Source organism: Lysinibacillus sp. TE18511 (assembly GCF_054062295.1).
On record NZ_JBSSFD010000007.1, the window covers coordinates 21,134 to 44,391 of the forward strand.

Consider the following 23,258-nt stretch of genomic DNA (forward strand, 5'->3'; position numbering starts at 1 on the left):
TTTTGCTATATCCCAGACTCTAATCTATTAGACTATATCTAAAAAATACTGAACGGTTTTCATTGGCGCACCAATTTCTCGCAATGACCATGTGCTCTCTAAATAAATATCTGCTAGCTTTTCATATTTACCGCCGAATCTATGTGCCCATTCGACTGCTACAACACTTTCATATATATGTGCCATTTTTTCTGCAACCTTTTTTGCATCGAACGTTTTCGTTGCTTCATCCAAACGACTAAATGTTTGCAAAGTCAAGTCTAGTTTTACTAATTGTTCTGCTACAATTGCTACTAATAGACTGTCAGCTAGTTTTTCTAGACGTTCCTCCATGATACGAACAAATAATTCATGCGCATGAAACTTATCTACTAAACGAATGAGCTCTAATGCTAAAATATTGGCAGTTCCTTCCCACACAGTCAGCACCTGTGCATCTCTTAATAAGCGAGGTGTAACAAAATCCTCAATATAACCATTCCCTCCGTGCAATTCAATCGCTTCACTAGCATAATGTACCGCTTGCTCTGCCGTTTCTTTTTTCATGATCGCAATATACAAGCGATTCATAATGATGTCCTGTTCATTGCCCTGTCCACTTGTTACTTTATCGTACAGCTGAATAACATCAAAAACAGTGGCAACTTCTACATGAAGCTTGGCAGCAAATTTCCCTAATGTATCCTGAATCATAGGATATTGCGTTAAAGGCTTACCGAATGCATGACGATTGGTTACATAGTGCTTCGCCTCTAGATAACCGCGACGCATAATGCCAATAGAAGCAACAGCATTGCAAATTCTTGATAAATTAAGTGCCTCCAGCATATAATAAATCCCTTTATTCGGCTCACCGACAACATAAGCTAGTGCGCCATCAAATTCCACCTCACCAGAAGGCACTGCTCGAACACCAAGTTTATCCTTTAAACGTCGAATGCGGAGGTTGTTCACAGTGCCATCCTCATTCCGCCATGGAACCGCAAATAATGTTAAGCCTTTTGAGCCTGTCTGTGCCCCCTCCATACGGGCCAATACCATCGCTACTCCACACATTCCTGCGTTAGATGCGAAATATTTCTCACCAAATAAACGATACTGGTTGCCGTCTTTTCTCGCCTCTACAACATTCGCACCAACATCAGAACCACCTTGACGCTCCGTTAAAAATGTAGCTCCCTCATATAACTCGGTATCTCCTGTTGCACAGACATGTGGTAAAAAGCGCTCCTTCACCTCATCACTTGCATAATGATCGAGTAAATAAGCCGTTGCCATTGTTAAAGTAACAGGACAGTAAAAGCCTGGCTCAGTATGGGACAGTAAATAGCCTTGAGCAAAGCTATACACATAATTGCCCTTTCTACCTAATTGCGGAATATCCTTATGCACATAGCCAACAATACCGGTATTGTATGTCTCTTCAATCGTTTTTTTATAGCCATCATTAACCCAGACCTCTGACACTTCTTCACCATATGCGTTATACCTTTGTAAGCGAGGTTCACCCTCTCTATCCGTATGTTTCGCTCTCACATCAATATCTCCAGCACAGAGCCCTCCGAAATCTGTTAGCTCGCGTGTTGCATATTCTGCAAACTCTTGATCTAGCATCATTTCTAAAATCTTATGAAGTGTATCCTCATCTTTAAAAAAATTCGTTGTTTTCATTTCTTCCTGCTGTAAAACCTTCATGCTATCTCACCTCTTGTCCCTTCAAAGATTGTTTTAATATTTTGCCTGCTGCATTTCGTGGTAGCGCTTCCATTTGTTCAAAGAGGCGTGGTATTTTATATTTAGCAAGACGCTCCTCTAAATAATTTATAAGATCATTTTCAGCAATTGCCTTTTTAGAAGCATAGACGGCCTTCACCGTTTCTCCCCATTGTGGATGCGGAACACCTATTACAGCTACCTCAAAAATCCCGTCATAGCTTAACATACTATCTTCTATTTCCTTCGGATAAATATTAACACCGCCTGAAATAATAACATCTTTTTTACGATCAACAATCCAAATATATCCGTCCTCATCCATACGCGCTAAATCTCCTGTTTTAAGCCAACCATCTATAAATGCAGCCTTTGTTGCGATGTCATCCTTGTAATAGCCCAACATATTGCCTTCACCAAATAACACAATCTCTCCAACTTCACCAACGCCGACATCTTCTCCATTGTCGTTGATAATACGCAGCTCCGTGCCAAGTGGTGCACGCTGACCAATACTCCCCGCCTTCGTTTCATGCTCCCTACCAAACAATAACGAACCGCTTGGACCAGCCTCCGTCAAACCATAAACACAAGTTAAATGAGCTGTTCGGAAAGCCTTTTCTATCAAGCGAATTTCGTTTTGTGATAACGGCGCACCTCCATAAATCCACCATTTCATCGAAGATAAATCTGCTGTTTGCAATCTCGGCATTTGAGCAGTTAGCAAATAGGCGACAGGTGCACCAAAGAAATGCGTTGTCCTTTCCTGCTCGATTGAATCAATACACAAATCAGGTGTAAATGTTGGTGTTAGCACATTTGTTGAGCCTACAAGTACGCCTGCCATAAAAAATAAATGTAGCGGAGCTGAATGCGTCAACGGCATCATGAGAAGGATTCGGCTTTCAGGCTTTACTTCCATTTCTACTGCAATCATTTGTGCTACAGTTAAAATATTGCGATAGCTAAACAACACACCCTTTGGTTTTCCCGTTGTACCCGATGTATATAAAATCGTCGAGACATCATCTTCATTCAACTGACAATCAATTGTTTGAACGCTTGTATGTTGAAGAAGTGTTTCATAATTTAGCCAACCAGCATGCTCTTGTCCTGTTTTGATTTTTAAAGGAACGACCGTGATGTTTTCGACTGCCGCAAAAATTGCTTCATGAACTAGAATAGCTTTAGCGTCTGCATGCTGCGCTACATATTCGACCTCTTGCAGCGTAAATTTCGCATTTACTGGAACGACAATAGCTCCAATGCGCTGTATTGCAAAATAGCTAACAACAAACTCTACAACATTTGGCATAAAAATGATGACTTTATCGCCTTGTCGTACACCTTGCTCTAATAAAGCATGACTAAAATGTGTCACTTGCTCATCCAAATCACGATAGGTCACTCGTCTGCCTTGACAAACAACCGCTTCGCTCAAAGGATACTTGCGCGCATTTCGTGCTAACAAATTCGAACTATTCATCGTACATCTCTCCCTTTAAAGTCGCTAATTTTTTAGTAAACACACCTTGCAATTGCTGTAACTCATTTTTCATTTGTGCAAGCTCTGCTATTTTGCTATCTATTTCTTGAATTTTTTGTTCCCCATATTCGACCGTACGCTCCAATTGCTGAATGCCTGTGCGGTCAAAATCAAACAGCAATACCATCTCCTTAATCTCCTCAAGTGAAAAACCGTAACGCTTTCCCCGAAAAATAAGCTTAAGCTTCGCCAATTCTTTTTTTGAAAAGGTTCGTTGATTAGTAGATGAACGATTGGGATTAAGCAGCCCAAGCTCCTCATAATAACGAATTGTCCGTGTTGAAACATTAAACTGCTTAGCCACTTCTTGAATCGTCTTCAACTTCATCTCCCCCTTCACATTTTCCATCAGTATATCATTGACGCTAACGTAAACTTCAACAAGATTTCTGAATCTTTAAGAAAATTATTGATTTAAGGAGATGAATGGGGATGTTTCGATGGAGCTGTTCTTCAGTTTGCTGGTTCTATCCATCGCTTTGGTGGGGCGTTCCGTCGCTCTGTTGATTCGTTCCGTCATTTTGCCTGTTCTATCCATCATTTTGGCGGTTCTATCCATCATTTTGCCTGTTCTATCCGTCATTTTGGCGGTTCTATCCATCATTTTGCCTGTTCTATCCGTCATTTTGGCGGTTCTATCCACGCTTCAAGATTCTTACCGTCGCTCTGGCGATTCTTTCCGTCGCTTTGATGATTCGTTCCGTCGCTTTGATGATTCGTTCCGTCGCTTTGATGATTCGTTCCGTCGCTTCGGCAGCTTGTTCCGTCGCTCTGGTGGTTCTTTCCGTCGCTCCGACGATTCTTTCCGTCACTTCGCCGGCTCTTTCCGTCACTCTGACGATTCTTTCCGTCACTTCGGATTCTTTCCGTCGCTTCGACGATTCTTTCCGTCACTTTGACGGTTCTATCCGTCGCTCTGACGATTCTTTCCGTCACTTCGGATTCTTTCCGTCGCTTCGACGATTCTTTCCATCACTTCGCCGGTTCTATCCGTCGCTTTGACGGTTCTTTCCGTCACTTCGGATTCTTTCCGTCGCCCTAGCGATTCTTTCCGTCGCTCCAACGATTCTTTCCGTCACTTCAGATTCTTTCCGTCGCTCTGGCGGGGCGTTCCGTCGCTCTGGCGATTCTTTCCGTCACTTCGGATTCGTTCCGTCGCTTCGACGATTCTTTCCGTCACTTCGCCGGTTCTATCCGTCGCTTTGACGGTTCTTTCCGTCACTTCGGATTCTTTCCGTCGCCCTGGCGATTCTTTCCGTCACTTCGCCGGCTCTTTCCGTCGCTCTGACGATTCTTTCCGTCGCTTCGCCGGCGCTTTCCGTCGCTCTGACGATTCTTTCCGTCACTTCGGATTCTTTCCGTCGCTCTGGTGGGGCGTTCCGTCGCTTCGACGATTCTTTCCGTCACTTCGCCGGTTCTTTCCGTCGCTTTAACGGTTCTTTCCGTCACTTCGGATTCTTTCCGTCGCTCCGACGATTCTTTCCGTCACTTCGCCGGCTCTTTCCGTCGCTTCGGATTCTTTCCGTCGCTCCGACGATCCTTTCCGTCACTTCGCCGGCTCTTTCCTTCGCTCTGACGATTCTTTCCGTCACTTCGGATTCTTTCCGTCGCTTCGACGATTCTTTCCGTTGCTTTGACGGTTCTATCCGTCACTTCGGATTCTTTCCGTCGCCCTGGCGATTCTTTCCGTCACTTCGCCGGCTCTTTCCGTCGCTCTGACGATTCTTTCCGTCACTTCAGATTCTTTCCGTCGCTCTGGCGGGGCGTTCCGTCGCTTCGACGATTCTTACCGTCACTTCGCCGGTTCTTTCCGTCGCTCTGACGATTCTTTCCGTCACTTCGGATTCTTTCCGTCGCTCCGACGATTCTTTCCGTCACTTCGCCGGTTCTATCCGTCGCTCTGACGATTCTTTCCTTCACTTCGGATACGTTCGGTCGCTTTGCTGATTCTTTCCGTCGCTTCGGACCCGTTCCGTCGCTTTGATGATTTGTTCCGTCGCTTCGGCGGCTTGTTCCGTCGCTCTGGTGATTCTTTCCTTCACTTTGGCGATTCTATCCGTCGCTTAGGATTCGTTCCGTCGCTTTGATGATTTGTTCCGTCGCTCTGGTGATTCTTTCCTTCACTTTGGCGATTCTATCCATCGCTTCGGATTCGTCCCGTCGCTTTGATGATTTGTTCCATCGCTTCGGCAGCTTGTTCCGTCGCTCTGGTGGTTCTTTCCTTCACTTTGGCGGTTCTATCCATCATTTTGCCTGTTCTATCCACGACTTTGGCTACTCTATCCACGACTTTGACCGTTCTATCCACGACTTTGGCGGCTCTATCCACGACTCTGACCGTTCTATCCACGACTTTGGCGGCTCTATCCATCACTTTGACCGTCCTATCCACGACTTTGGCTGCTCTATCCTCACTTTGGCGGGGCCATCCTCACTTTGACCGTTCTATCCATGACTTCGGCGGTTCTATCCGTCTCTTTAATGATTCTTTCCGTCGCTTCAACCGCTCTTGCTACCTAAGATACAAAAAACCCCCGGCACAATGTCGTGCCGGGGGCTAGAAAGACTTTTATTACATTTTTTCTGGTGCAGATACGCCGATTAAACGTAGTGCGTTGGCAATTGTTGTACGAACAGCCGTAATAAGGGCTAAACGCGCCTCTGTTAGCTCTTTATTTGAAGCATCTAACACTTTTTCAGCGTTATAGAAGCTGTGGAATGCAGCTGCCGTTTCTTGAATATAGTTGGCGATACGGTGCGGTGTACGGTGATTCGCAGCATCGGCTACCATTTTCGGGAAATCGCCCACTTTTTTCAGTAAATCGATCTCTTTTTCAGCAACTAACAAGCTTAAATTGTCACTTGAAGCAGCAAAGCCTTGCTCATTTGCTGAACGTAAAATAGATGAAATACGTGCATGTGCATATTGTGCATAATACACTGGGTTTTCATTTGATTGAGATACTGCAAGGTCTAAGTCAAAGTCCATATGAGAATCGCCTGCAGTTTTCACGAAGAAATAACGTACTGCGTCTAGGCCTACCTCTTCTACAAGCTCACGCATTGTAACAGCGTTCCCTGTACGTTTAGACATCTTGAATTTCTCACCGTTTTTATAAAGCTGAACCATTTGGATGATCTCTACTTCAAGCGTCTCACGATCATAACCAAGTGCCTGAATAGCAGCTTTCATACGTGGAATATAGCCGTGGTGGTCAGCTCCCCAAATATTAATTAATTTATCGAAGCCACGTACAATTTTATCCTCATGGTATGCGATATCCGGAGTTAAATACGTGAAAGACCCATCATTTTTAATTAACACGCGGTTTTTATCGTCACCAAATGTTGTCGAACGGAACCAAGTAGCACCGTCTTCTTCAAATACATGACCATTTGCTTTCAGTTTATCTAATGCTACTTCAATTTTGCCGTTTTCATATAGTGAAGTTTCAGAATACCACACATCAAAGTTTACGCGGAAGTTTGCAAGGTCTGTTTTTAACTTGTCTAATTCTAACGCTAAACCATGCTGACGGAAGAATGCAAAACGTTCTTCATCAGATTTTGCTAAAATTGTATCACCATGCTCACTCGCTAGTTTACCAGCAATTTCAATAATATCTGGACCATGATAGCCATCCTCTGGCATCTGAGCGTCTAATCCTAAAGCTTGCTTGTAACGTGCTTCTAGTGAATAAGCTAAGTTATTAATTTGGTTACCCGCATCGTTTATATAGTACTCACGAGATACTTTGTAGCCTGCCATATCTAACACATTACATAATGAATCCCCTACTGAAGCTCCACGCGCATGACCTAAATGTAGATCACCAGTTGGATTTGCAGATACGAATTCAACTTGAACTTTTTCTCCTGCACCAGCATTAGAACGACCATAGTCAGCGCCTTGCTCAAGCACTGCTTTTACTACATCTGTTAGGAAATCTTTACGTACAGTAATATTCATAAAGCCAGGACCAGCAATATCGATTTTCTCAATAACTGTACCTGCTGTGTCAAGATTTTCTAAAATAGCTTCAGCAATCGCACGAGGTGGTTTTTTAGCTAATTTCGTTAATTGCATAGCGATATTTGTCGCATAGTCTCCATTTGCCTTATCCTTTGGTGTTTCAAGGTGAATATTTAACTCTGTGCCAGCCTCTACTAAGCCAGCTTTTTCAACAGCCTGCGCAATTGCCGCTTTAATGGCTTGTTGTACTTGTTCTACTGCGTTCATCATTGTACCTCCGTAAATGTAATGTCTAATGTATAGTTGCCAACGGATTGCCCACCCATTAGTAAATCATACTGTACATGGAAATCTCCGCTTATTGCTTGTTTTGTAAACGTCATTTTTTTCGTGTCTATGACGAGTGGCATTGAACCAAACTCACTTTCATAATGACCCGTTTGTTGTTCAATTATGTTAAGTGGTAGTCGCATTTTTACTGCTCCGGCACGCATAATTAGTGCCTGTTCATTGCCTAGCTTCATAGTTGTGCGGATGGTTTTATCCTCCTGCACCTCTTCATATTTCAAATACATGCTTCCTGCTTTTTCAAGTAGCTGCCCTGTCAGCCACATTTCATAACTTTCGGACTCTCCATCAATCGGACGAATCGTAGAAATGAGCTTAATGTTCACCTGCGATCTTGCTTCGTTGGCCATTATGGACGCTCCCTTTTATTGTTTTTACTATAACCTTTTTATTATAGGATGAATACTCATATTTTTTCAAGGTTGAAGTAAGTATTCTATGGTGTCGCGGCAATATTCACAGTCATTTTATTTATTGACACAAATTGCCTGTAAATCTACAGTTATAATATAACGCCAGAATTTTCAATTATTTCAATAAAGTGAGGGTTGCTGTATGTTAACACTTGAACAAATCCATACTGCTAAACGAAGAATTTCATCCTATGTATATGAAACACCTATGATTCGATTAAACGGGCTCGATGAACTTTTAGGATGTCAGGTCTACATAAAAGCCGAGAATATGCAAAAGACTAACTCTTTCAAACTGCGTGGAGCTCTTAATAAAATGCTATCCATGCCGTTAGAACAATTGCAACAAGGCGTAGTTGCTGCTTCCTCGGGTAATCATGGCAAAGGCGTTGCCTACGCTGCTAAGCTATTAAATATTAAGGCAACAATTGTCCTACCGGATTCAGCTCCTACAGTTAAGGTAGAAGGAATACGTGCTTTAGGTGCGGAGGTTGTACAATGTAAGCTTGCAGAAAGACATGTAATAACAGAAAAGCTCAGTCGTAATCACGGTTATTGCATTATACATCCTTATGATGATTACGATATCATGGCAGGACAAGGAACAGCAGGTTTAGAAATATTTGCACAGCTTCCTGATGTCAATACTATTGTTGTCCCTATTGGTGGCGGTGGATTAATGAGTGGCATTGCAACTGCTATAAAATCTATGGCCCCTCATATCAAACTAATTGGCGTGGAGCCTGCCGTTGTTTCGCGTTATGCCAAAAGCTTAGAAGCTGGCGAAAGATTGCTTTTAGAGGAACAAAAATCTTTGGCAGATGCCCTATTAACTTTACAGCCCGGAGAACGAAACTTTCCAATTGTTCAACAGCTTGTCGATGAGGTTGTAAGTGTAGAAGAAGCATTGATCCATCGTGGGATGAAGACCTTACTTTCCGAAGGTAAAATCATCGCAGAACCATCCTCTTCAATCGGTATTGGTGCTGCCCTTCAAGGAGCTTTACCTATTCATAAACATGAAAAAGTATGTTTTCTTATTTCAGGAGGTAATGTTGAATTAATACCTGAAGAGAACTAGAAAAAAAGCATCCGCTCAAATTCATGAGTAGATGCTTTTTTGCCCTCTTTTTTTGTTAAACATAACTCTCCGTGTTTTTTAATTTCATTGCATCCTTCTTAGTAAATAAAGCGCGCCAGAAATAAATTGAGAGACCAATTAACACCATGCAATGAATGATATAAATAGAAACAGCAAGAACAGTTGGCTCACCATCCGTCATGAAAGATATAAAATCGTGCGTAGCGTGCCAGATAATCGGGAAAATAATACTTTTTGTCTTCGCAACAATTTCTGCACAAACTAGTCCAAAGAGGAATGCATAAGTTATTTGTAGTAATGTCATTACTAAATCAGCACCAGAAGCTAAATTTGCAAGATGCCCAATACCAAACAAAATAGAGGAACCTAGAATAGCTATTTTAAGACCTTTAGCTGATAAATATTTAAAAATTAAACCTCGGAAAATAAGCTCTTCACAAATACCAACGGCAATAACAAATAGAAGCAAAGTAAATACATACTGCACTGAAAAACTATCCTTATGTGTAAAACCATTAAAGAAAGCAATCAGCTCAGAAATAACGATCACAACCATCCACGCCTCGGCTTTAAATCTTCTAAATCCGAAATCCTGTAAAGAGAATTTGCTTTTTTTCATGATCCATAGAGTAACTAGAATACCACATGTAAAGGCCGCAAAATGAATCAAATAAATTGTGCTTAAGCTGCTTATATTTTTAACAGTTATAATTGCACCTGATATGATGGGAAAAACAAGTGCAAGTAAGGTGAATAGAATCGATAAAAGAATAGGGGAATTTTTTATTGTCATTTATTTTCTCCATTCAGTAATTTTTGTTTAACGCCTTCAAAAACTTCTTTTAAAATGCCCTCAATTTCCGAGCTATCTAAATCACAAGTATTCGTCGCACACATTGTTGCAATACCGTGCGTAGTTAACCATATATCTATAAATAGCGATTTTGCTGAGGTTTGAGTTAATCCTGTGTTTTTTGAAATTAGTGCTATAATGCCTTGATTCTCAACGTCATTTAGTAATTCTGAAAAACTCGAAATCTTATATTTATTGGATAGAAATAATAGCTCAAAGAACTTTTTTTCTTCTCGAGCAAAGTTAATATACGCTAACCCCATCCCTAGAAAAGAGCTTTGTTGTAACCCCTGAAACATCCTTTCATTATAAAGATTGCTAGCCATTTCATATATTGCGTACTTTAAATCGTCCATACTCGAGAATAATCGAAATATAGGTTTTGTCGAACAACCTAATTCTTTTGCTAAATCTCGTGCATTGACACTATCAATCCCACTCTTTCTAGCCATTTCAAAAGCACAATCCAATAAAATCCCCTCTGTAAACTGCTCTTTCGGTGCCAAAAAATTTCCCTCCATCCAATAGGTAACATACGTTACCTATAATGTAACAATATTTTCCTATCCACGTCAATAAGATCATCAAAAAACATCACTCTCTTTCATTTGAGCAGATGCTTTATTGTTTAGAGGCGGTATAAGTTATAACGTTCGTCAGAAACTCCATTGTAACAAGCTTCCACCCCTTTATTTTTCATAAAAATTTTATAATTCTCTCTTCTCTTATTAAAGACATGGATATGGTATATTATCACAATATCAAAATTACTCAATATATCCAAAGTCATCAGTATAAACCACTTTTTAGAAGATAATTGAGCCAATGGAGGAAATATTTTTGAAAAACTTATCAATCAGAAAGAAAATTCTAACACTTATTACGTCCGCTGTTGTTTTTTTGCTGATTATTTCATTTAATGGTTTTTATTACATTAATGATATGGCAAAAAAATCTAGTGAAATGTATGACGAGTCACTTTTGCCAATTGAATATATCAGTCAACTTAGATCTAACTTTAGTGATGTAGATTCTTACATTTTAGAGCTCATGATTACTAAGGATGCTAATCGTAATACCGAACTACTGGCAAACATCTCAAAAAGTGGTGAAAGTATTAGAGACTTACTCATAAAATTCGAAGACTCTTACACTGGAAAAGAAGATGAAAAAGAACTATTAGAATCTCTTAAATCCAATCTCGATGGTTATTTTAGTACCATGACAAATATCATTAATTTGGCTAACAAGAACCAAAACGAGGAAGCCTATTCTGCATACACTAAAGCTTCAGACGATCTTATCAAGAAGGTGGAAACTGATACAGACAAACTTATAGCTCTATGTGTTGATGATGCCGACCAGCTGAATAAAATAAACGAACAAAATCAATCTACTACTATGCTTATTTCTGCCATTCTTTCTGTTTTAGCTATTATTTTCTTTATTACATTAGCAACATGGATTGCACGTTTAATTGTAAATCCGTTGAAAGAGTTGCAGGCTACTATGTTAAAAGCAGGCGATGGTGATTTGACTGTGCAAGGTACCTATTCATCCAAAGATGAAATTGGTCAATTAACTCAATCATTTAATTCGATGATTAATAATATTCGTACTACCGTAACAAAAGTCAATGAAACTGCTAATCATGTAGCCTCGGCATCTGAAGAGTTAAATGCTAATGCAGAAGAAACTACGAAAGCAACAGAGATGGTTGCCATTACGATGGAAACGATTGCTCATGGATCAGTAGAGCAATTAAATAATGTTTCTAGCACCGTCAATACCGTCAATGAGCTTTCAACTGGTGTTCAACAAGTAGCTGGGAATGCTCAAGCTGTAACCGAACTTTCAGGTGATTCTTTATCCCTGGTGATAAATGGTATAGATGCCGCGAATCAAATGAATCAACAAATGATAGACATCACTGAACGAGTAAATGACTTATCCGAAGTTGTCAACTTGTTAGGAAAACGTTCTAATGACATTGGTCAAATTATTGATTCGATTACAGCGATTGCTGAACAAACAAATCTTCTTGCTCTAAACGCCGCAATTGAAGCCGCACGTGCTGGCGAGCATGGGAAAGGCTTTGCCGTCGTTGCAGATGAGGTTAGAAAATTAGCAGAACAGTCTGCTGCTTCTTCAAACCAAATTGAAGTGTTGATTTCAGAGACACAGAAGGATACTCAAAAAGCTGTTGAATCAATGAAGTTAGTAACAGTGGGAGTGAATGAAGGGATTAAAACAACAGAAAATACACGTACAACTTTCGCTGCCATTCAAGGGGCCATTCAAGATGTTACCATGCAGGTGGAAGAAGTATCTGCAGCAGTTGAGCAAATGGCAGCAGGAACTGAAGAAATTGTTGGTAGTATGAATACAATCCACTCCATAACTAAATCTACTACAGCCGGTACAGAGAGTATTTCTGCTACAACTGAAGAACAAACAGCATCGATGGAGGAAATTTCATCATCTGCTTATGCGCTCGCAAACTTGGCAGATGAGTTAAGAAACTTAGCAGCTCAATTCAGAGTTTAATATGATGATCGCGGTCAGCACTACTTTTAACATTTAATTATGACTTTGTACATTTTCTAAGGAATATCAACTTCATTCATATAAAAAAGAAGCGGCTAGATCATTTTTTGATCTAAACCGCTTCTTCTCTTTTATAGTTCCCGCCGTTCCTTTAGCTTAGAGATTAAAAGCTACCACAATTCATGGATTACTGCATACACATCTGCGACTCTAATGAATAATGGTATCTCTAAAAGCCTCACATTCTTCAGGGAATCTAAATGAAAATGGGGCTGAAAGCGGTCTCGTTTATTACGTAATCCCACTGTCAGACCCACACTATAAAATAAATTATTTTACCCAGCCCAAAGTGGATTGGGTGCATACTATATCTAACAAAAACCTATAAGTATTGATATATCAATACTCAAATGTATTTCATGAAATTTTGAACTACGCAAGATAAGGCATAAAACAATTTTAATTTGGGGCTAATGTGGGGCTGAATGGGACTAATAAAATGGCGAGCGTGTGTACAGGAATGAGTGAGTTATATCAGGTTGGGGCTAATTGCTTCAACCTTTTTTAGAGTCCTTCCATACGTTTATCTATATAAGACTTTGCGCTATCATTTGCTATCGATCTCGCAGAGTTAACTCGAGATCCCTTTTCGTTATAGCCTGCTTTGATATAAGCTTCAGTAGCGTTTCCTAACTCAATATAGTAGTCCGCAAACGCTTGTTGTTTCGTTGTTAATTTCTTTACTTTTTCCAATGGCATCACCCCATTATGCTAGTTGCTTTGTAAAATAAAAAAAGCCATCTCCAATTCGGAAACGACTTAAAAAACTTAATCGCACGAAGAACCTTCAGACGAATCACTGTAATTCGAAGTGGTATCCGTACAATCATTTCTATCTGTGTCTTGAAACGAAAATACTGAACCTGTTGAAATAAAATCAGTTGTATTAGTACCCGAATGGATAGAACGGCTTGAAGAACTATAATTATTACTTCTTGTCTTTTTCATGATAGTTAAAATCCCTACTATTATGATCAAAAAAATAATTACAATAAAAAACTCCATTCGTTACACCCCCTTTGGATAACAGTTTAATTTTAACATTTTCGGATAACTTAATCATTACCTTTCACTCTTAAAAGCAAGTACCGTTGCCCTAGAAGTTAAAGGGGGAAACAATAACTAATTCTAATTTTTGTTGAAATAACTCAAATTCTAAAGAATCAATTTTGTATTTGTACTTTAATATTCATCTAATGGAATTTATTCCTGATTTCGATTGTAAGCTTTCTGACTTAATAAATATATACCGGAAGAGAATTAACACAAAAAGCATCTACTCTCTTAGAGCGGATGTTTTTTGTGTTTATGGGGGCTATCAGTTGTCACGTCCTATAGAAATGATCCAGAGAAGCGGTATTCAAACGCCAGTATTAAATATTAAAGGCTGAAAATCAACTAGATCCAAATCTGGTATCCACTCTATATGGTGTTACCTCAACTCCCCTGATGACGGTAGTAGTCAGATTGATTACTAGGCAAGAATTAGAATTTGGTGTTTGGTATAGAGTAGCGCCAAAGTTGGCGATGACTTATTATTCAAAGTCCGCAAATTTCACAAGATAAGACTAACCAGTTTATAAAGGTTTTCATAAAGCAGCTTTTAACGACTGATTTGTAGGTACGTCCGCTTACTTTACGTATGTAGTTGCACCGGTACATGCAAACAATACATAATCATTTCGATATGACGACTTGCAAACTTTGAGCATAGAACTTTTGGATGTGAAAATTAATAATTGTTTCATATTTCTTTCTTCTCAGATTAAACACTAAGATGGAGTATAATATTACAAAATAATTACTCAATATATCCAAAGTAATTAGTAATTACCACTATTATTATATTACTTTTAAAGATAGTTGAGCCAACGGAGGAAGTATTTTGAAAAAATTGTCAATTAAAAGGAAGATTCTAACACTCATTACATCTGCTGTTATTTTTTTGCTAATTATTTCAAGTTGTAGTTTTTATTACATCAACGATATGGCAAAAAAATCTAATGATATGTATAATGAGTCACTTTTACCAATTCAATATATCGGTCAACTTCGAACTGATATTCGTGCGATGGATTCTTTCATTTTAGAACTAATGATTATTACTACAGAAGTAACCCGTATTGCCGATCTACAGACAAACATCTCAAAGAGAAGTGAAAGTATTAAAGACTCCATCGTGAAATTCGAAGCCACTTACAATGGAAATGAAGAAGAACGAAAACTGTTAGAATCTCTTAAACCTAATATCGATGGTTATTTTAACGCCATGACAGATGTTATTGATTTGGCTAGTCAGAACCAAAACACAGAAGCTTATTCTATGTACATCACAACTTTAGCTGATTTCCGTGAGAATATGGCAAATGATGCACGCGACCTTATGACTCTTTGCTCTGAACATGCCAATGAGCTGAATAATATAAATGAGCAAAATAAATTCACTACTTTGCTTATTTCGATTTCTCTTTCTATTATCGCCATTATTTTCTTTATTACATTAGCAACATGGATTAGCCGTTTAATTGTAAATCCAGTTAAAGAGCTGCAGGCTAATATCTTACAGGCCGGCGATGGTGATTTGACTGTGCAAGGTACCTATTCATCCAAAGATGAAATCGGTCAATTAACCCAATCATTTAATTCGATGATTAATAATATTCGTAACACAGTAACAAAAGTGGCCGAAACTGCTAATCATGTAGCCGCAGCATCTGAAGAGTTAAATGCTAACGCAGCAGAAACTACAAAAGCAACAGAGATGGTTGCGAATACGATGGAAACGATCGCTCATGGATCAGTAGAGCAACTAAATAATGTTTCTAACACATTCAATACCGTCAATGAGCTTTCTACAGGTGTGCAACAAGTGGCTGGAAATGCTCAAGCTGTAAGCGGACTTTCAGGGGATTCTTTATCCTTGGTGACAAATGGTATAGATGCCGCGAATCAAATGAATCAACAAATGATAGACATCACAGATCGAGTAAAAGGCTTATCGGAAGTTGTCGACTTGTTAGGAAAACGTTCTAATGAAATTGGTCAAATTATTGATTCGATTACAGCGATTGCTGAACAAACAAATCTTCTCGCTCTAAACGCTGCAATTGAAGCCGCACGGGCTGGCGAGCATGGGAAAGGCTTTGCCGTTGTTGCAGATGAGGTTAAGAAATTAGCAGAACAGTCTGCTGTTTCCTCAAACCAAATTGAAGTGTTGATTTCTGAGACACAGAAAGATACTCAAAAAGCTGTTGAATCAATGAAGTTAGTAACAGCGGGAGTTAATGAAGGGATTAAAACAACAGAAAATACACGTACAACTTTTGCTTCAATTCAAGGTGCCATTCAAAGTGTTACGCTGCAAGTAGAAGAAGTATCTGCAGCGGTCGAGCAAATGGCAGCAGGAACTGAAGAAATTGTTGGTAGTATGAATTCAATTCATTCCGTAACTAAATCTACTACAGCCGGCACAGAGAGTATTTCTGCTACGACTGAAGAACAAATGGCATCGATGGAGGAAATTTCATCATCTGCATATGCACTTGCAAACTTGGCAGAGGAGTTAAGGGATTTGGCAGCTCATTTCCGCGTATAATATGATGATCACGGGCAGCACCAATTTTAACATTTAAATATGACTTTACACATTTTCTGAGAAAAAACAACATAGGTCATAGATGAGACTAAAACTAAAATGTACCCTGTAAGATAGACACTTAAAAAAGTTTCTCTTACAGGGTACTTTTATTTATAATGAAATAAGGAAAGTGGGACTAGCTCATCCCCCCCCACTTAAATCCTTCATATCAACATTTACAAAGCCATTCTTATTTTTCCCAGACCAAAATCATTTCTCTTAATAACTTTGAAGCTGTATTTCCGACTGGCGCTTCACATTCGTCGTAGAGTTAGTGTTTCTAGCTTTTTTTAATTATTTCTCAAAACGGCCTCGTTATTTTTCTTATTGCTTTCTTGTTTAATTTGATCGATTCTATTTTTCCCCCACTCATACATCATCTCAACGATTGGTAATAATGTCATCCCTAGTTCAGTCATTGAATATTCGACTTTCGGAGGAACTTCTGGAAACACTTCTCTATGAACTATCCCATCATCCATCAGTTCACGTAATTGGTTTGTTAATATCTTATGAGATATTTTCGGAAAAAGTCTTTGAAGTTCACTGAAGCGATGTGGTCCTTCTACACCTAAATGCCACAAAATAACAACCTTCCATTTCCCACTAATAATCGATAAGGTAAGTTCTTTTTCACAATGATAATCATTATTTAATATTCTCTCTTTTATCTCGTCTCTTAATTTATCCGACATAGAACTAACTCCCTTTCATATAAATAAGTAACCTTTTGGTAACCTCCGCACAAAAAAGTGCACGCTTCACAATATAGAAAACCATAGTAGAATGAGGTTAGTCTTAAAGACAAATCTTTTCTATTTTAGGCGTCAAACATTTATGATTACCAGAACAATTCTATCAAACTCACCTTACTTTATTATTTAAATGTTTTAGTTTAAAACGCTTTATTTCGTCTAAAATAAAACTATCCCATCTAAAGGAGCAAAAAACATGCAAACAATCGCAGGAAAAGTGGCGCTAATTACAGGAGCAGGACGTGGAATAGGACGTGCAACAGCAGTAGCTTTTGCGCAAGAAGGTATTCACGTCGGTCTTATTGGGCGTACTCTTGAAAATTTACAACAAGTAGCAGAGGAACTTAAACAGTATGATGTGAAGGTAGCAATTGCTGTGGCAAATGTAGCAGATTTAGACTCTATTACTACAGCTGTTGAATCAATTCGCAGTGAGCTTGGTGCCATCGATATTTTAGTAAACAATGCCGGCATTTCAAAATTCGGTAACTTCATGGACTTAACACCTGAAGAATGGACAAATATTATCGATGTCAACGTAAAAGGTGTGTACTACACAACACGTGCCGTATTACCGGAGATGATCGAGCGCAACACAGGCGACATTATTAATATCTCATCTACAGCTGGTCAAAAAGGTGCACCCGTTACAAGTGCATACTCAGCTTCAAAAGCTGCAGTTATCGGACTAAGTGAGTCATTAATGCTTGAAGTGCGTAAGAAAAATATTCGCGTTACAACATTAACGCCAAGTACAGTTGCTACAGATATGGCGGTTGAGCTAAACTTAACAGACGGCAATCCTGAAAAAGTGATGCAAGCAGAAGATTTAGCAGATTTAATGGTTGCACAGCTAAAACTTCACCCACGTGTTGTATTAAAACATGCTGGACTTTGGTCGACGAACCCTTAATAGAACTATTCGAAATATCAAGGCGCTATCCGATGTATTTTGGATGGCGTCTTCTTTTTTTAGAATAACAAGCTCTAATTGCCAACCCGTCTATCACATGAACGACATTACTTGTAAAAGCTTGATAAGACCTTTTATTAAAAGATCTTTATCAATGCCTTTAAGAGCAAATTAAAACCATCTACGATTCAAGTCCTATTACACAATAAATTACACGGGACTGCCCTACCTTCTCTAAGAAAAAAGCGAAAAAGTGGGGCTAGCTCATAGCTAAACCCCACTCTAACCGCTTCATATAAACACTTATAAAGCCCTCTTTATTTTACCCAGCCTAAAGTTGATTGGGTGCGCACTATACGTAATAAAAGCCTATAAGCGTTGATATATCAATACGCAAATGAATTTCATGTAATCTTAAATTACGCAAAATAAGGCATAAAACAACTTAAATTTGGGGCTAGTTGGGGCTATTGTGGGGCTAATAAAATACGGCGAGCGTGTGTACAGGAATGGGTGAGGAAATTTTTATCATTCTTGTTTTTAGTGTTGGCATCCATTCTGGTTACTACTCATATAATGATTCTTCTTTTTATAAACCGAAGTACTTTACAAGCCACTTCTTCCAGCACTCCACTTAAAGCGAATTAGTTCTAACTCATCATTAATGTTACTCTATTTTATGATGTACATTTTTCAGTCTCGCACTTAAAATAGGGATTGAAAGGAAGTGTATGGAGTTGAAAAAACTATTTTATATCGGGGCATTATCCACATTACTACTAACAGCTTGTGGCGATGAAGCTGAAAAGCCAACTTCTGAAAATAAAACTAATGAAACTTCGAAGCAAGAAGAAAAGGTAGAAAGTAAATACCCATTCCCAAATAGTGATTTAATTGGGGACGCATCATTTATAATTAGTACACCTGAAGATGATAGTTTAGATGGGAATATACCAGTGCTATTTGTAACCAAAGATGACGTTCTAAAGGAAATTAGTATCTATTATGAAAACTTCGAGAGTAGTGTTGAAACATACATATATATTAACGAAATATTTTATACTAAAGAACAAGTTGGAGAATTATCACAATCAGTATTAGAATTAAAAGAGGATAATTTAAAAGCTGGGGACTACACTATTACAGCTGTTCAATTCCCGGATAATGATCCAACCAAAAAACCTATTAATTTAACTCAAACTAAATTTAAAATAGAAGAAAAATCAAGCAAATAAAACAAAAAAGCCCAGGTTCAAAATGATATGCTCCCTATTAGGTAGACAGATTAAAAAATAAAATCTGTTTATCTAAGGGGAGTAATTTTCATGGGGCGAAACTCGAGTTAAAACTACATATCCTTCAATTGTTTGAAGAAGGTCACTATTCTATCAGCGAATTGTGTGAAAGGTTTTCAGTAAATGATCAAACTTTATATAGATGGAGAATTAAATATGAAGCAGGTGGACGTGATGGATTACAAGAAGCGACTTCATGTAAATTCTATTCAAAAGAGTTAAAATTGGCGGCCGTGGAAGACTACATTCAAGAGTTAAGAGACTTAGCAGCTCAATTCAGAGTTTAATAGGATGATCACGGTCATCACCACTTTTAACATTTAATTATGACTTTGTACATTTTCTAAGGACTATCAACATCATTCATATAAAAAAGAAGCGGCTAGATCATTTTTTGATCTAAACCGCTTCTTCTCTTTTATAGCTCCCGCCGTTCCTCTAGCTTAGAGATTAAAAGCTACTACATTTCATGGATTACTGCATACACATGCTGCGACTCTAATGAATAATGGTATCTCTAACACCCTCACATTCTTCAGGGAATCTAAATGAAAATGGGACTGAAAGTGGTCTCGTTTATGACGAAATCCCACTGTCAGCCCCACACTATAAAATAAATTATTTTACCCAGCCCAAAATCATTTCTCTTAATAATTTAGAAGCTGTATTCGCTGTCATTTCTGATGTGTCGTAAATTGGCGCCACTTCAACTAGGTCAAAGCCAACTACATTGACATTACTTGCTGCAATCGCATGGATTGAAGCTAGTAATTCTTTCGATGTAATGCCTCCGCAATCTACTGTTCCTGTGCCTGGTGCATGTGCAGGATCAAGTACATCAATATCAATCGTCACGTAAACATTACGTCCTGCTAAAGTCGGTAATACCTCTTTTAATGGCTCTAGCACTTCAAATTTTGAGATGTGCATGCCATTTTCCTTTGCCCATTCGAATTCTTCCTTCATACCTGAACGAATACCAAATGAATAGACATTTTTTGGTCCGATATGTTCGGCAATTTTGCGAATAGGCGTTGAGTGAGAAAGTGGCTCCCCTTCATATTCAACACGTAAGTCTGTATGTGCATCGAAGTGGATAATTGCTAGATCATCATATTTCGCAGATACAGCTTTCATTACAGGCCACGATACTAAATGTTCGCCACCCATGCCAACTGGAATCTTGCCATCCGCTAAAAGCGTCTCGATATACTTTTCAATTTCATCTAAAGAACGCTGTGCATTCCCGAATGGTAACGGTATATCTCCTGCATCAAAATATTTCACTTCTTCTAACTCACGGTCTAAATATGGGCTATATTCTTCTAGACCAATTGATACTTCACGAATACGCTGCGGGCCAAAACGTGAGCCCGGACGATAACTAACTGTCCAGTCCATTGGCATACCGTAAATAACTGCCTGAGCATCCTCATATGTGGGATGACTTTTTATAAAAACGTTTCCTGAATAAGCTTCATCAAATCTCATTGGTCGACCTCCACTTTTATTAGGAATTAATCCTATTTCACCATTACTCTATTAAGGACTTACAGGATTGTAATGAAACCTCTATCCTTGCATCCTCGTATACATTATTGGAACATCTAGCAAAATTCGATTAAAATTTACAAAGTGTCTTTCTTTTGTCGAATGCTAGCATTTCAAACAGTACAAAAAAAGTATAGATGTTTTTGAATAAAGTGCAATAGTTTTTACCTAGAATTTCGATTAAAGATGAATGTTCAGACACATACTATACGCAAGTGTGAGAAAACGAGGTGAAGTCGGATGAAGAGAAAAAGCTATCAACGTAAGCAAAAACGTACGAAGCGTACACGCAAAGCCCTTACCCTTTTCGTCGCCTTTCTATCTGCAATTGTAGTAGCATTTGTAGCTTTACGCGTCTATGTTCAAGTGGCTGGTGCCCCGCCTTTAACCGTACCTAAAGCCTCTATTTTCTTAGATGAAAATGAGAACCAGATTGGGGATCACTTTACGAACGAACGACGTTATTGGGTTGATCTTGATGAGATGTCCCCCTATCTAAAGAAAGCAGTGGTCGCTGTTGAGGATAAAGATTTTTATGAGCATAGAGGATTGGATTTTTCACGTATCGCAGGTGCATTATTAGTTGATATTAAGGCTGGAAGTAAGGTTCAAGGAGCAAGTACTATTACACAACAATATGCTCGAAATCTATATCTTTCACATGAAAAGTCTTGGACACGAAAATTAAATGAAGCACTGTATGCTTATAGATTAGAAGTTTTTTACGATAAGGATGAAATACTGGAGGGCTATTTAAACACTGTATACTACGGACATGGTATGTACGGTGTAGAAGCAGCTAGTCGATTTTATTTCGGAAAATCTGCCAGTGATTTAACACTAGCGGAAGCAGCAATGTTAACTGGAATTCCCAAAGGGCCAAGTATTTACTCCCCTATTGTCAATCTAGATAAGGCAACTAATCGTCAGCACGTTATTTTAAAATTGATGGCTGATCAAGGTGCCATTACGCAAGATGAAAAAACACGTGCAGAAAATGAAAAGCTTGTCTTAAAGAATGATAGCTGGGTAGCAACAAAATCTGTAGCACCATTTTTCCTTGACGTAGCATGGCAAGAAGCTAGCGAAATTTTGAAATCAAAAAGTCTCGACATTAGTGAAGGTGGCTGGACTATCCAAACAACCCTTAATCAAGAGCACCAAAAAGCAGCAGAAGAAGCTGTAGCCAAAAATATGCCTGCTAATGATCTCCAAGCCGCGTTCGTTAGTATGGAGTCCAATTCAGGCGCCGTTACAGCACTAGTCGGAGGCCGTGACTATGCTACAAGTTCATTTAACAGGGTGACACAGGCAAAACGTCAGCCAGGCTCAACCATTAAACCTATTTTATATGCCGCAGCTTTAGAGAATGGGTATACGCCATTAACGTTTTTAGATGTAGGTGAGACAACTTTCACTTATGATAAAGGACGTTCAACATATTCTCCTAAAAATGTTAACGGTCAATTTGCAACGCATGATATGTCGATGGCACAAGCAATCGCTATTTCAGATAATATTTACGCAGTTAAAACTTTAGAGGAAATTGGATTTAAAGCATTTCACGAGATGGCTAATCGATTCAACGTGAATATCGGTGATAAAAACAATTTATCTATTGCGCTAGGAACGGCTGAAACTACTTTATACGAAATGACGAATGCTTATAATATTTTAGCATCACAGGGACAAAAAACCGTTCCTACTACTATTATTTCTATTAAAGATGCTAATGGTGATATCATCTACGAAAATAAAGAAGATAATAAAGAAGCTGAGACAGTTCTCTCAAAAGAAGATACGTTTGTCTTAACAGAGATGATGACAGGTATTTTCGATCCTGTATTTAACGATTATTCTCCAGCTACAGGGATTGGTATTCGCTCTCGTATGACGCATACGTATGCAGCAAAATCTGGTTCTACAAATAGTGATCAGTGGTTAATCGGATTTACACCTAGCTTAACTGCTGGCGTATGGAACGGCTATGATCAAGGTAAAAATATCACAACGAAAGAGGATAGTGGAGCGACAAAGAAAATATGGATCGACTATATGGAGGCTGTCAATAAAGGAACAAAGAACGAGGATTTCACAAAGCCTAAAGGTGTGAAAGGTGTGGTCATCGATGTTGAAACAGGTAAACTTGCAACAGATGCCTGCCCTAAACAGCGTCTGGTTTATGTAGATGAAAAGGATGTACCGACTGAAAAATGTTCAAACTTTGATATTCTCGATAGAGATACATGGGGAGAAATTTGGAATATGCTCCCATTCGATATTTTTAAAAACTAATATACAATGTGGAAACCTTTATGAGTCAATCACGTTCTAAATAACGAAGGCTCTCGACAAAGTAATAGACATATACAAAAAAGAAAAGAAAAGCTTTCTCTTCCCCGGAGCCGTGTCCGTGGGAACAGAAAGCTTTTCTTATTTATGGCTCGCGAAGTAGATGAGCATCATGAGGCATTTGGCTTGGGTTTGGGTTGTTCAAATGCCGCATAGCGCTCATCACATTCGCAGAACCAAGTGTCCTAGCTTACTAAAAT

Annotated in this window: 25 protein-coding genes; 14 read left to right on the top strand and 11 right to left on the bottom strand. The window is 38.9% G+C overall.

Features of this window, described 5'->3' with window-relative positions:
* Positions 1-27: 27 nt before the first annotated feature.
* From ACVWXS_RS07270 to ACVWXS_RS07280, 3 genes are read right to left on the bottom strand one after another with little or no spacing between them, the layout of a single operon-like run.
* Positions 28-1,695 (bottom strand): acyl-CoA dehydrogenase family protein, encoded by a 1,668-nt coding sequence (locus ACVWXS_RS07270; RefSeq protein WP_456957232.1) that lies wholly within the window; start codon positions 1,693-1,695, stop codon positions 28-30.
* A 1-nt stretch (position 1,696) separates the two neighbouring features.
* On the bottom strand, positions 1,697-3,199 hold the full coding sequence (locus ACVWXS_RS07275; protein WP_456957234.1) for a class I adenylate-forming enzyme family protein: 1,503 nt from the start codon (positions 3,197-3,199) through the stop codon (positions 1,697-1,699).
* Positions 3,192-3,581, bottom strand: a complete 390-nt coding sequence (locus ACVWXS_RS07280) for a MerR family transcriptional regulator (RefSeq protein WP_456957236.1) — start codon at positions 3,579-3,581, stop codon at positions 3,192-3,194. The genes ACVWXS_RS07275 and ACVWXS_RS07280 overlap by 8 nt, the downstream gene beginning before the upstream one ends.
* A 118-nt stretch (positions 3,582-3,699) precedes the next feature.
* Here ACVWXS_RS07280 and ACVWXS_RS07285 point away from each other — a divergent pair, with 118 nt between their 5' ends.
* The 7 genes from ACVWXS_RS07285 to ACVWXS_RS07315 all read left to right on the top strand — a co-directional run bounded on the left by ACVWXS_RS07285 (position 3,700) and on the right by ACVWXS_RS07315 (position 5,699).
* On the top strand, positions 3,700-4,158 hold the full coding sequence (locus ACVWXS_RS07285) for a hypothetical protein (protein WP_456957238.1): 459 nt from the start codon (positions 3,700-3,702) through the stop codon (positions 4,156-4,158).
* Positions 4,155-4,301, top strand: a complete 147-nt coding sequence (locus ACVWXS_RS07290; RefSeq protein WP_456957240.1) for a hypothetical protein — start codon at positions 4,155-4,157, stop codon at positions 4,299-4,301. The genes ACVWXS_RS07285 and ACVWXS_RS07290 overlap by 4 nt, the downstream gene beginning before the upstream one ends.
* Positions 4,258-4,692: a hypothetical protein gene (locus tag ACVWXS_RS07295; protein WP_456957242.1), complete on the top strand. Its 435-nt coding sequence runs from the start codon at positions 4,258-4,260 to the stop codon at positions 4,690-4,692. Before ACVWXS_RS07290 ends, ACVWXS_RS07295 begins: the two co-directional genes overlap by 44 nt.
* Positions 4,629-4,835 (top strand): hypothetical protein, encoded by a 207-nt coding sequence (locus ACVWXS_RS07300; RefSeq protein ID WP_456957244.1) that lies wholly within the window; start codon positions 4,629-4,631, stop codon positions 4,833-4,835. The genes ACVWXS_RS07295 and ACVWXS_RS07300 overlap by 64 nt, the downstream gene beginning before the upstream one ends.
* A 57-nt stretch (positions 4,836-4,892) precedes the next feature.
* On the top strand, positions 4,893-5,081 hold the full coding sequence (locus ACVWXS_RS07305; protein WP_456957246.1) for a hypothetical protein: 189 nt from the start codon (positions 4,893-4,895) through the stop codon (positions 5,079-5,081).
* A 118-nt stretch (positions 5,082-5,199) separates the two neighbouring features.
* Positions 5,200-5,346, top strand: a complete 147-nt coding sequence (locus ACVWXS_RS07310; RefSeq protein ID WP_456957248.1) for a hypothetical protein — start codon at positions 5,200-5,202, stop codon at positions 5,344-5,346.
* 38 nt (positions 5,347-5,384) lie between these two features.
* Positions 5,385-5,699 (top strand): hypothetical protein, encoded by a 315-nt coding sequence (locus tag ACVWXS_RS07315; RefSeq protein ID WP_456957250.1) that lies wholly within the window; start codon positions 5,385-5,387, stop codon positions 5,697-5,699.
* 132 nt (positions 5,700-5,831) lie between these two features.
* On the opposite strand, the gene argS is transcribed toward ACVWXS_RS07315, so the two are convergent.
* The gene (argS, locus tag ACVWXS_RS07320) at positions 5,832-7,499 is read right to left on the bottom strand and encodes an arginine--tRNA ligase (protein WP_456957252.1); all 1,668 of its coding nucleotides are present in this window, start codon (positions 7,497-7,499) and stop codon (positions 5,832-5,834) included.
* Entirely contained in the window at positions 7,499-7,930 is a 432-nt protein-coding gene (locus tag ACVWXS_RS07325) for a DUF1934 domain-containing protein (RefSeq protein ID WP_456957254.1), read from the bottom strand. Before ACVWXS_RS07325 ends, argS begins: the two co-directional genes overlap by 1 nt.
* A gap of 205 nt (positions 7,931-8,135) precedes the next feature.
* On the opposite strand from ACVWXS_RS07325, the gene ACVWXS_RS07330 reads away from it, so the two are divergent.
* Positions 8,136-9,074 (top strand): threonine ammonia-lyase, encoded by a 939-nt coding sequence (locus tag ACVWXS_RS07330; protein WP_456957256.1) that lies wholly within the window; start codon positions 8,136-8,138, stop codon positions 9,072-9,074.
* A 55-nt stretch (positions 9,075-9,129) separates the two neighbouring features.
* Here the strand turns inward: ACVWXS_RS07330 and ACVWXS_RS07335 are convergent, their stop codons facing one another.
* Positions 9,130-9,714, bottom strand: a complete 585-nt coding sequence (locus ACVWXS_RS07335) for a CPBP family intramembrane glutamic endopeptidase (protein WP_456957258.1) — start codon at positions 9,712-9,714, stop codon at positions 9,130-9,132.
* 170 nt (positions 9,715-9,884) lie between these two features.
* Positions 9,885-10,454, bottom strand: coding sequence for a TetR/AcrR family transcriptional regulator (locus ACVWXS_RS07340; protein ID WP_456957260.1), 570 nt, complete (start codon positions 10,452-10,454; stop codon positions 9,885-9,887).
* Between the two features lie 334 nt (positions 10,455-10,788).
* Between ACVWXS_RS07340 and ACVWXS_RS07345 the strand changes: the two genes are divergently transcribed.
* Positions 10,789-12,495 (top strand): methyl-accepting chemotaxis protein, encoded by a 1,707-nt coding sequence (locus tag ACVWXS_RS07345; RefSeq protein WP_456957262.1) that lies wholly within the window; start codon positions 10,789-10,791, stop codon positions 12,493-12,495.
* A 564-nt stretch (positions 12,496-13,059) separates the two neighbouring features.
* Here the strand turns inward: ACVWXS_RS07345 and ACVWXS_RS07350 are convergent.
* Together ACVWXS_RS07350 and ACVWXS_RS07355 are read right to left on the bottom strand one after the other, a co-directional pair.
* The gene (locus ACVWXS_RS07350; protein WP_456957264.1) at positions 13,060-13,248 is read right to left on the bottom strand and encodes a terminase small subunit; all 189 of its coding nucleotides are present in this window, start codon (positions 13,246-13,248) and stop codon (positions 13,060-13,062) included.
* 75 nt (positions 13,249-13,323) lie between these two features.
* Positions 13,324-13,560, bottom strand: coding sequence for a hypothetical protein (locus ACVWXS_RS07355; RefSeq protein ID WP_456957266.1), 237 nt, complete (start codon positions 13,558-13,560; stop codon positions 13,324-13,326).
* Positions 13,561-14,440: 880 nt separating this feature from the next.
* On the opposite strand from ACVWXS_RS07355, the gene ACVWXS_RS07360 reads away from it, so the two are divergent.
* The gene (locus ACVWXS_RS07360) at positions 14,441-16,150 is read left to right on the top strand and encodes a methyl-accepting chemotaxis protein (protein WP_456957268.1); all 1,710 of its coding nucleotides are present in this window, start codon (positions 14,441-14,443) and stop codon (positions 16,148-16,150) included.
* Between the two features lie 332 nt (positions 16,151-16,482).
* On the opposite strand, the gene ACVWXS_RS07365 is transcribed toward ACVWXS_RS07360, so the two are convergent.
* Complete coding sequence (locus ACVWXS_RS07365; RefSeq protein WP_427521000.1) at positions 16,483-16,887, bottom strand: winged helix-turn-helix transcriptional regulator; 405 nt, start codon at positions 16,885-16,887, stop codon at positions 16,483-16,485.
* A 256-nt stretch (positions 16,888-17,143) separates the two neighbouring features.
* Here ACVWXS_RS07365 and ACVWXS_RS07370 point away from each other — a divergent pair, with 256 nt between their 5' ends.
* The 3 genes from ACVWXS_RS07370 to ACVWXS_RS07380 all read left to right on the top strand — a co-directional run bounded on the left by ACVWXS_RS07370 (position 17,144) and on the right by ACVWXS_RS07380 (position 19,442).
* Positions 17,144-17,860: a 3-ketoacyl-ACP reductase gene (locus ACVWXS_RS07370; RefSeq protein WP_456957271.1), complete on the top strand. Its 717-nt coding sequence runs from the start codon at positions 17,144-17,146 to the stop codon at positions 17,858-17,860.
* A gap of 737 nt (positions 17,861-18,597) precedes the next feature.
* Positions 18,598-19,095, top strand: a complete 498-nt coding sequence (locus tag ACVWXS_RS07375) for a hypothetical protein (protein WP_456957273.1) — start codon at positions 18,598-18,600, stop codon at positions 19,093-19,095.
* Between the two features lie 62 nt (positions 19,096-19,157).
* Complete coding sequence (locus tag ACVWXS_RS07380; RefSeq protein ID WP_456957429.1) at positions 19,158-19,442, top strand: transposase; 285 nt, start codon at positions 19,158-19,160, stop codon at positions 19,440-19,442.
* Positions 19,443-19,773: 331 nt separating this feature from the next.
* On the opposite strand, the gene speB is transcribed toward ACVWXS_RS07380, so the two are convergent.
* On the bottom strand, positions 19,774-20,646 hold the full coding sequence (gene speB / locus ACVWXS_RS07385; RefSeq protein ID WP_068985252.1) for an agmatinase: 873 nt from the start codon (positions 20,644-20,646) through the stop codon (positions 19,774-19,776).
* Between the two features lie 300 nt (positions 20,647-20,946).
* On the opposite strand from speB, the gene ACVWXS_RS07390 reads away from it, so the two are divergent.
* A complete protein-coding gene (locus tag ACVWXS_RS07390; RefSeq protein ID WP_456957275.1) occupies positions 20,947-23,001 on the top strand; it encodes a transglycosylase domain-containing protein in 2,055 nt (684 codons plus the stop codon).
* Positions 23,002-23,258 lie beyond the last annotated feature (257 nt).

What these genes read in the sequence shown, in the direction of transcription:
- ACVWXS_RS07365 (WP_427521000.1), bottom strand. Translation starts at nt 16,887, where the DNA reads ATGTCGGATAAATTAAGAGACGAGATAAAAGAGAGAATATTAAATAAT.
- ACVWXS_RS07355 (WP_456957266.1), bottom strand. Translation starts at nt 13,560, where the DNA reads ATGGAGTTTTTTATTGTAATTATTTTTTTGATCATAATAGTAGGGATT.
- ACVWXS_RS07330 (WP_456957256.1), top strand. Translation starts at nt 8,136, where the DNA reads ATGTTAACACTTGAACAAATCCATACTGCTAAACGAAGAATTTCATCC.
- ACVWXS_RS07370 (WP_456957271.1), top strand. Translation starts at nt 17,144, where the DNA reads ATGCAAACAATCGCAGGAAAAGTGGCGCTAATTACAGGAGCAGGACGT.
- ACVWXS_RS07275 (WP_456957234.1), bottom strand. Translation starts at nt 3,199, where the DNA reads ATGAATAGTTCGAATTTGTTAGCACGAAATGCGCGCAAGTATCCTTTG.
- ACVWXS_RS07325 (WP_456957254.1), bottom strand. Translation starts at nt 7,930, where the DNA reads ATGGCCAACGAAGCAAGATCGCAGGTGAACATTAAGCTCATTTCTACG.
- ACVWXS_RS07390 (WP_456957275.1), top strand. Translation starts at nt 20,947, where the DNA reads ATGAAGAGAAAAAGCTATCAACGTAAGCAAAAACGTACGAAGCGTACA.
- ACVWXS_RS07285 (WP_456957238.1), top strand. Translation starts at nt 3,700, where the DNA reads ATGGAGCTGTTCTTCAGTTTGCTGGTTCTATCCATCGCTTTGGTGGGG.
- ACVWXS_RS07335 (WP_456957258.1), bottom strand. Translation starts at nt 9,714, where the DNA reads ATGAAAAAAAGCAAATTCTCTTTACAGGATTTCGGATTTAGAAGATTT.
- ACVWXS_RS07270 (WP_456957232.1), bottom strand. Translation starts at nt 1,695, where the DNA reads ATGAAGGTTTTACAGCAGGAAGAAATGAAAACAACGAATTTTTTTAAA.
- speB (WP_068985252.1), bottom strand. Translation starts at nt 20,646, where the DNA reads ATGAGATTTGATGAAGCTTATTCAGGAAACGTTTTTATAAAAAGTCAT.
- argS (WP_456957252.1), bottom strand. Translation starts at nt 7,499, where the DNA reads ATGAACGCAGTAGAACAAGTACAACAAGCCATTAAAGCGGCAATTGCG.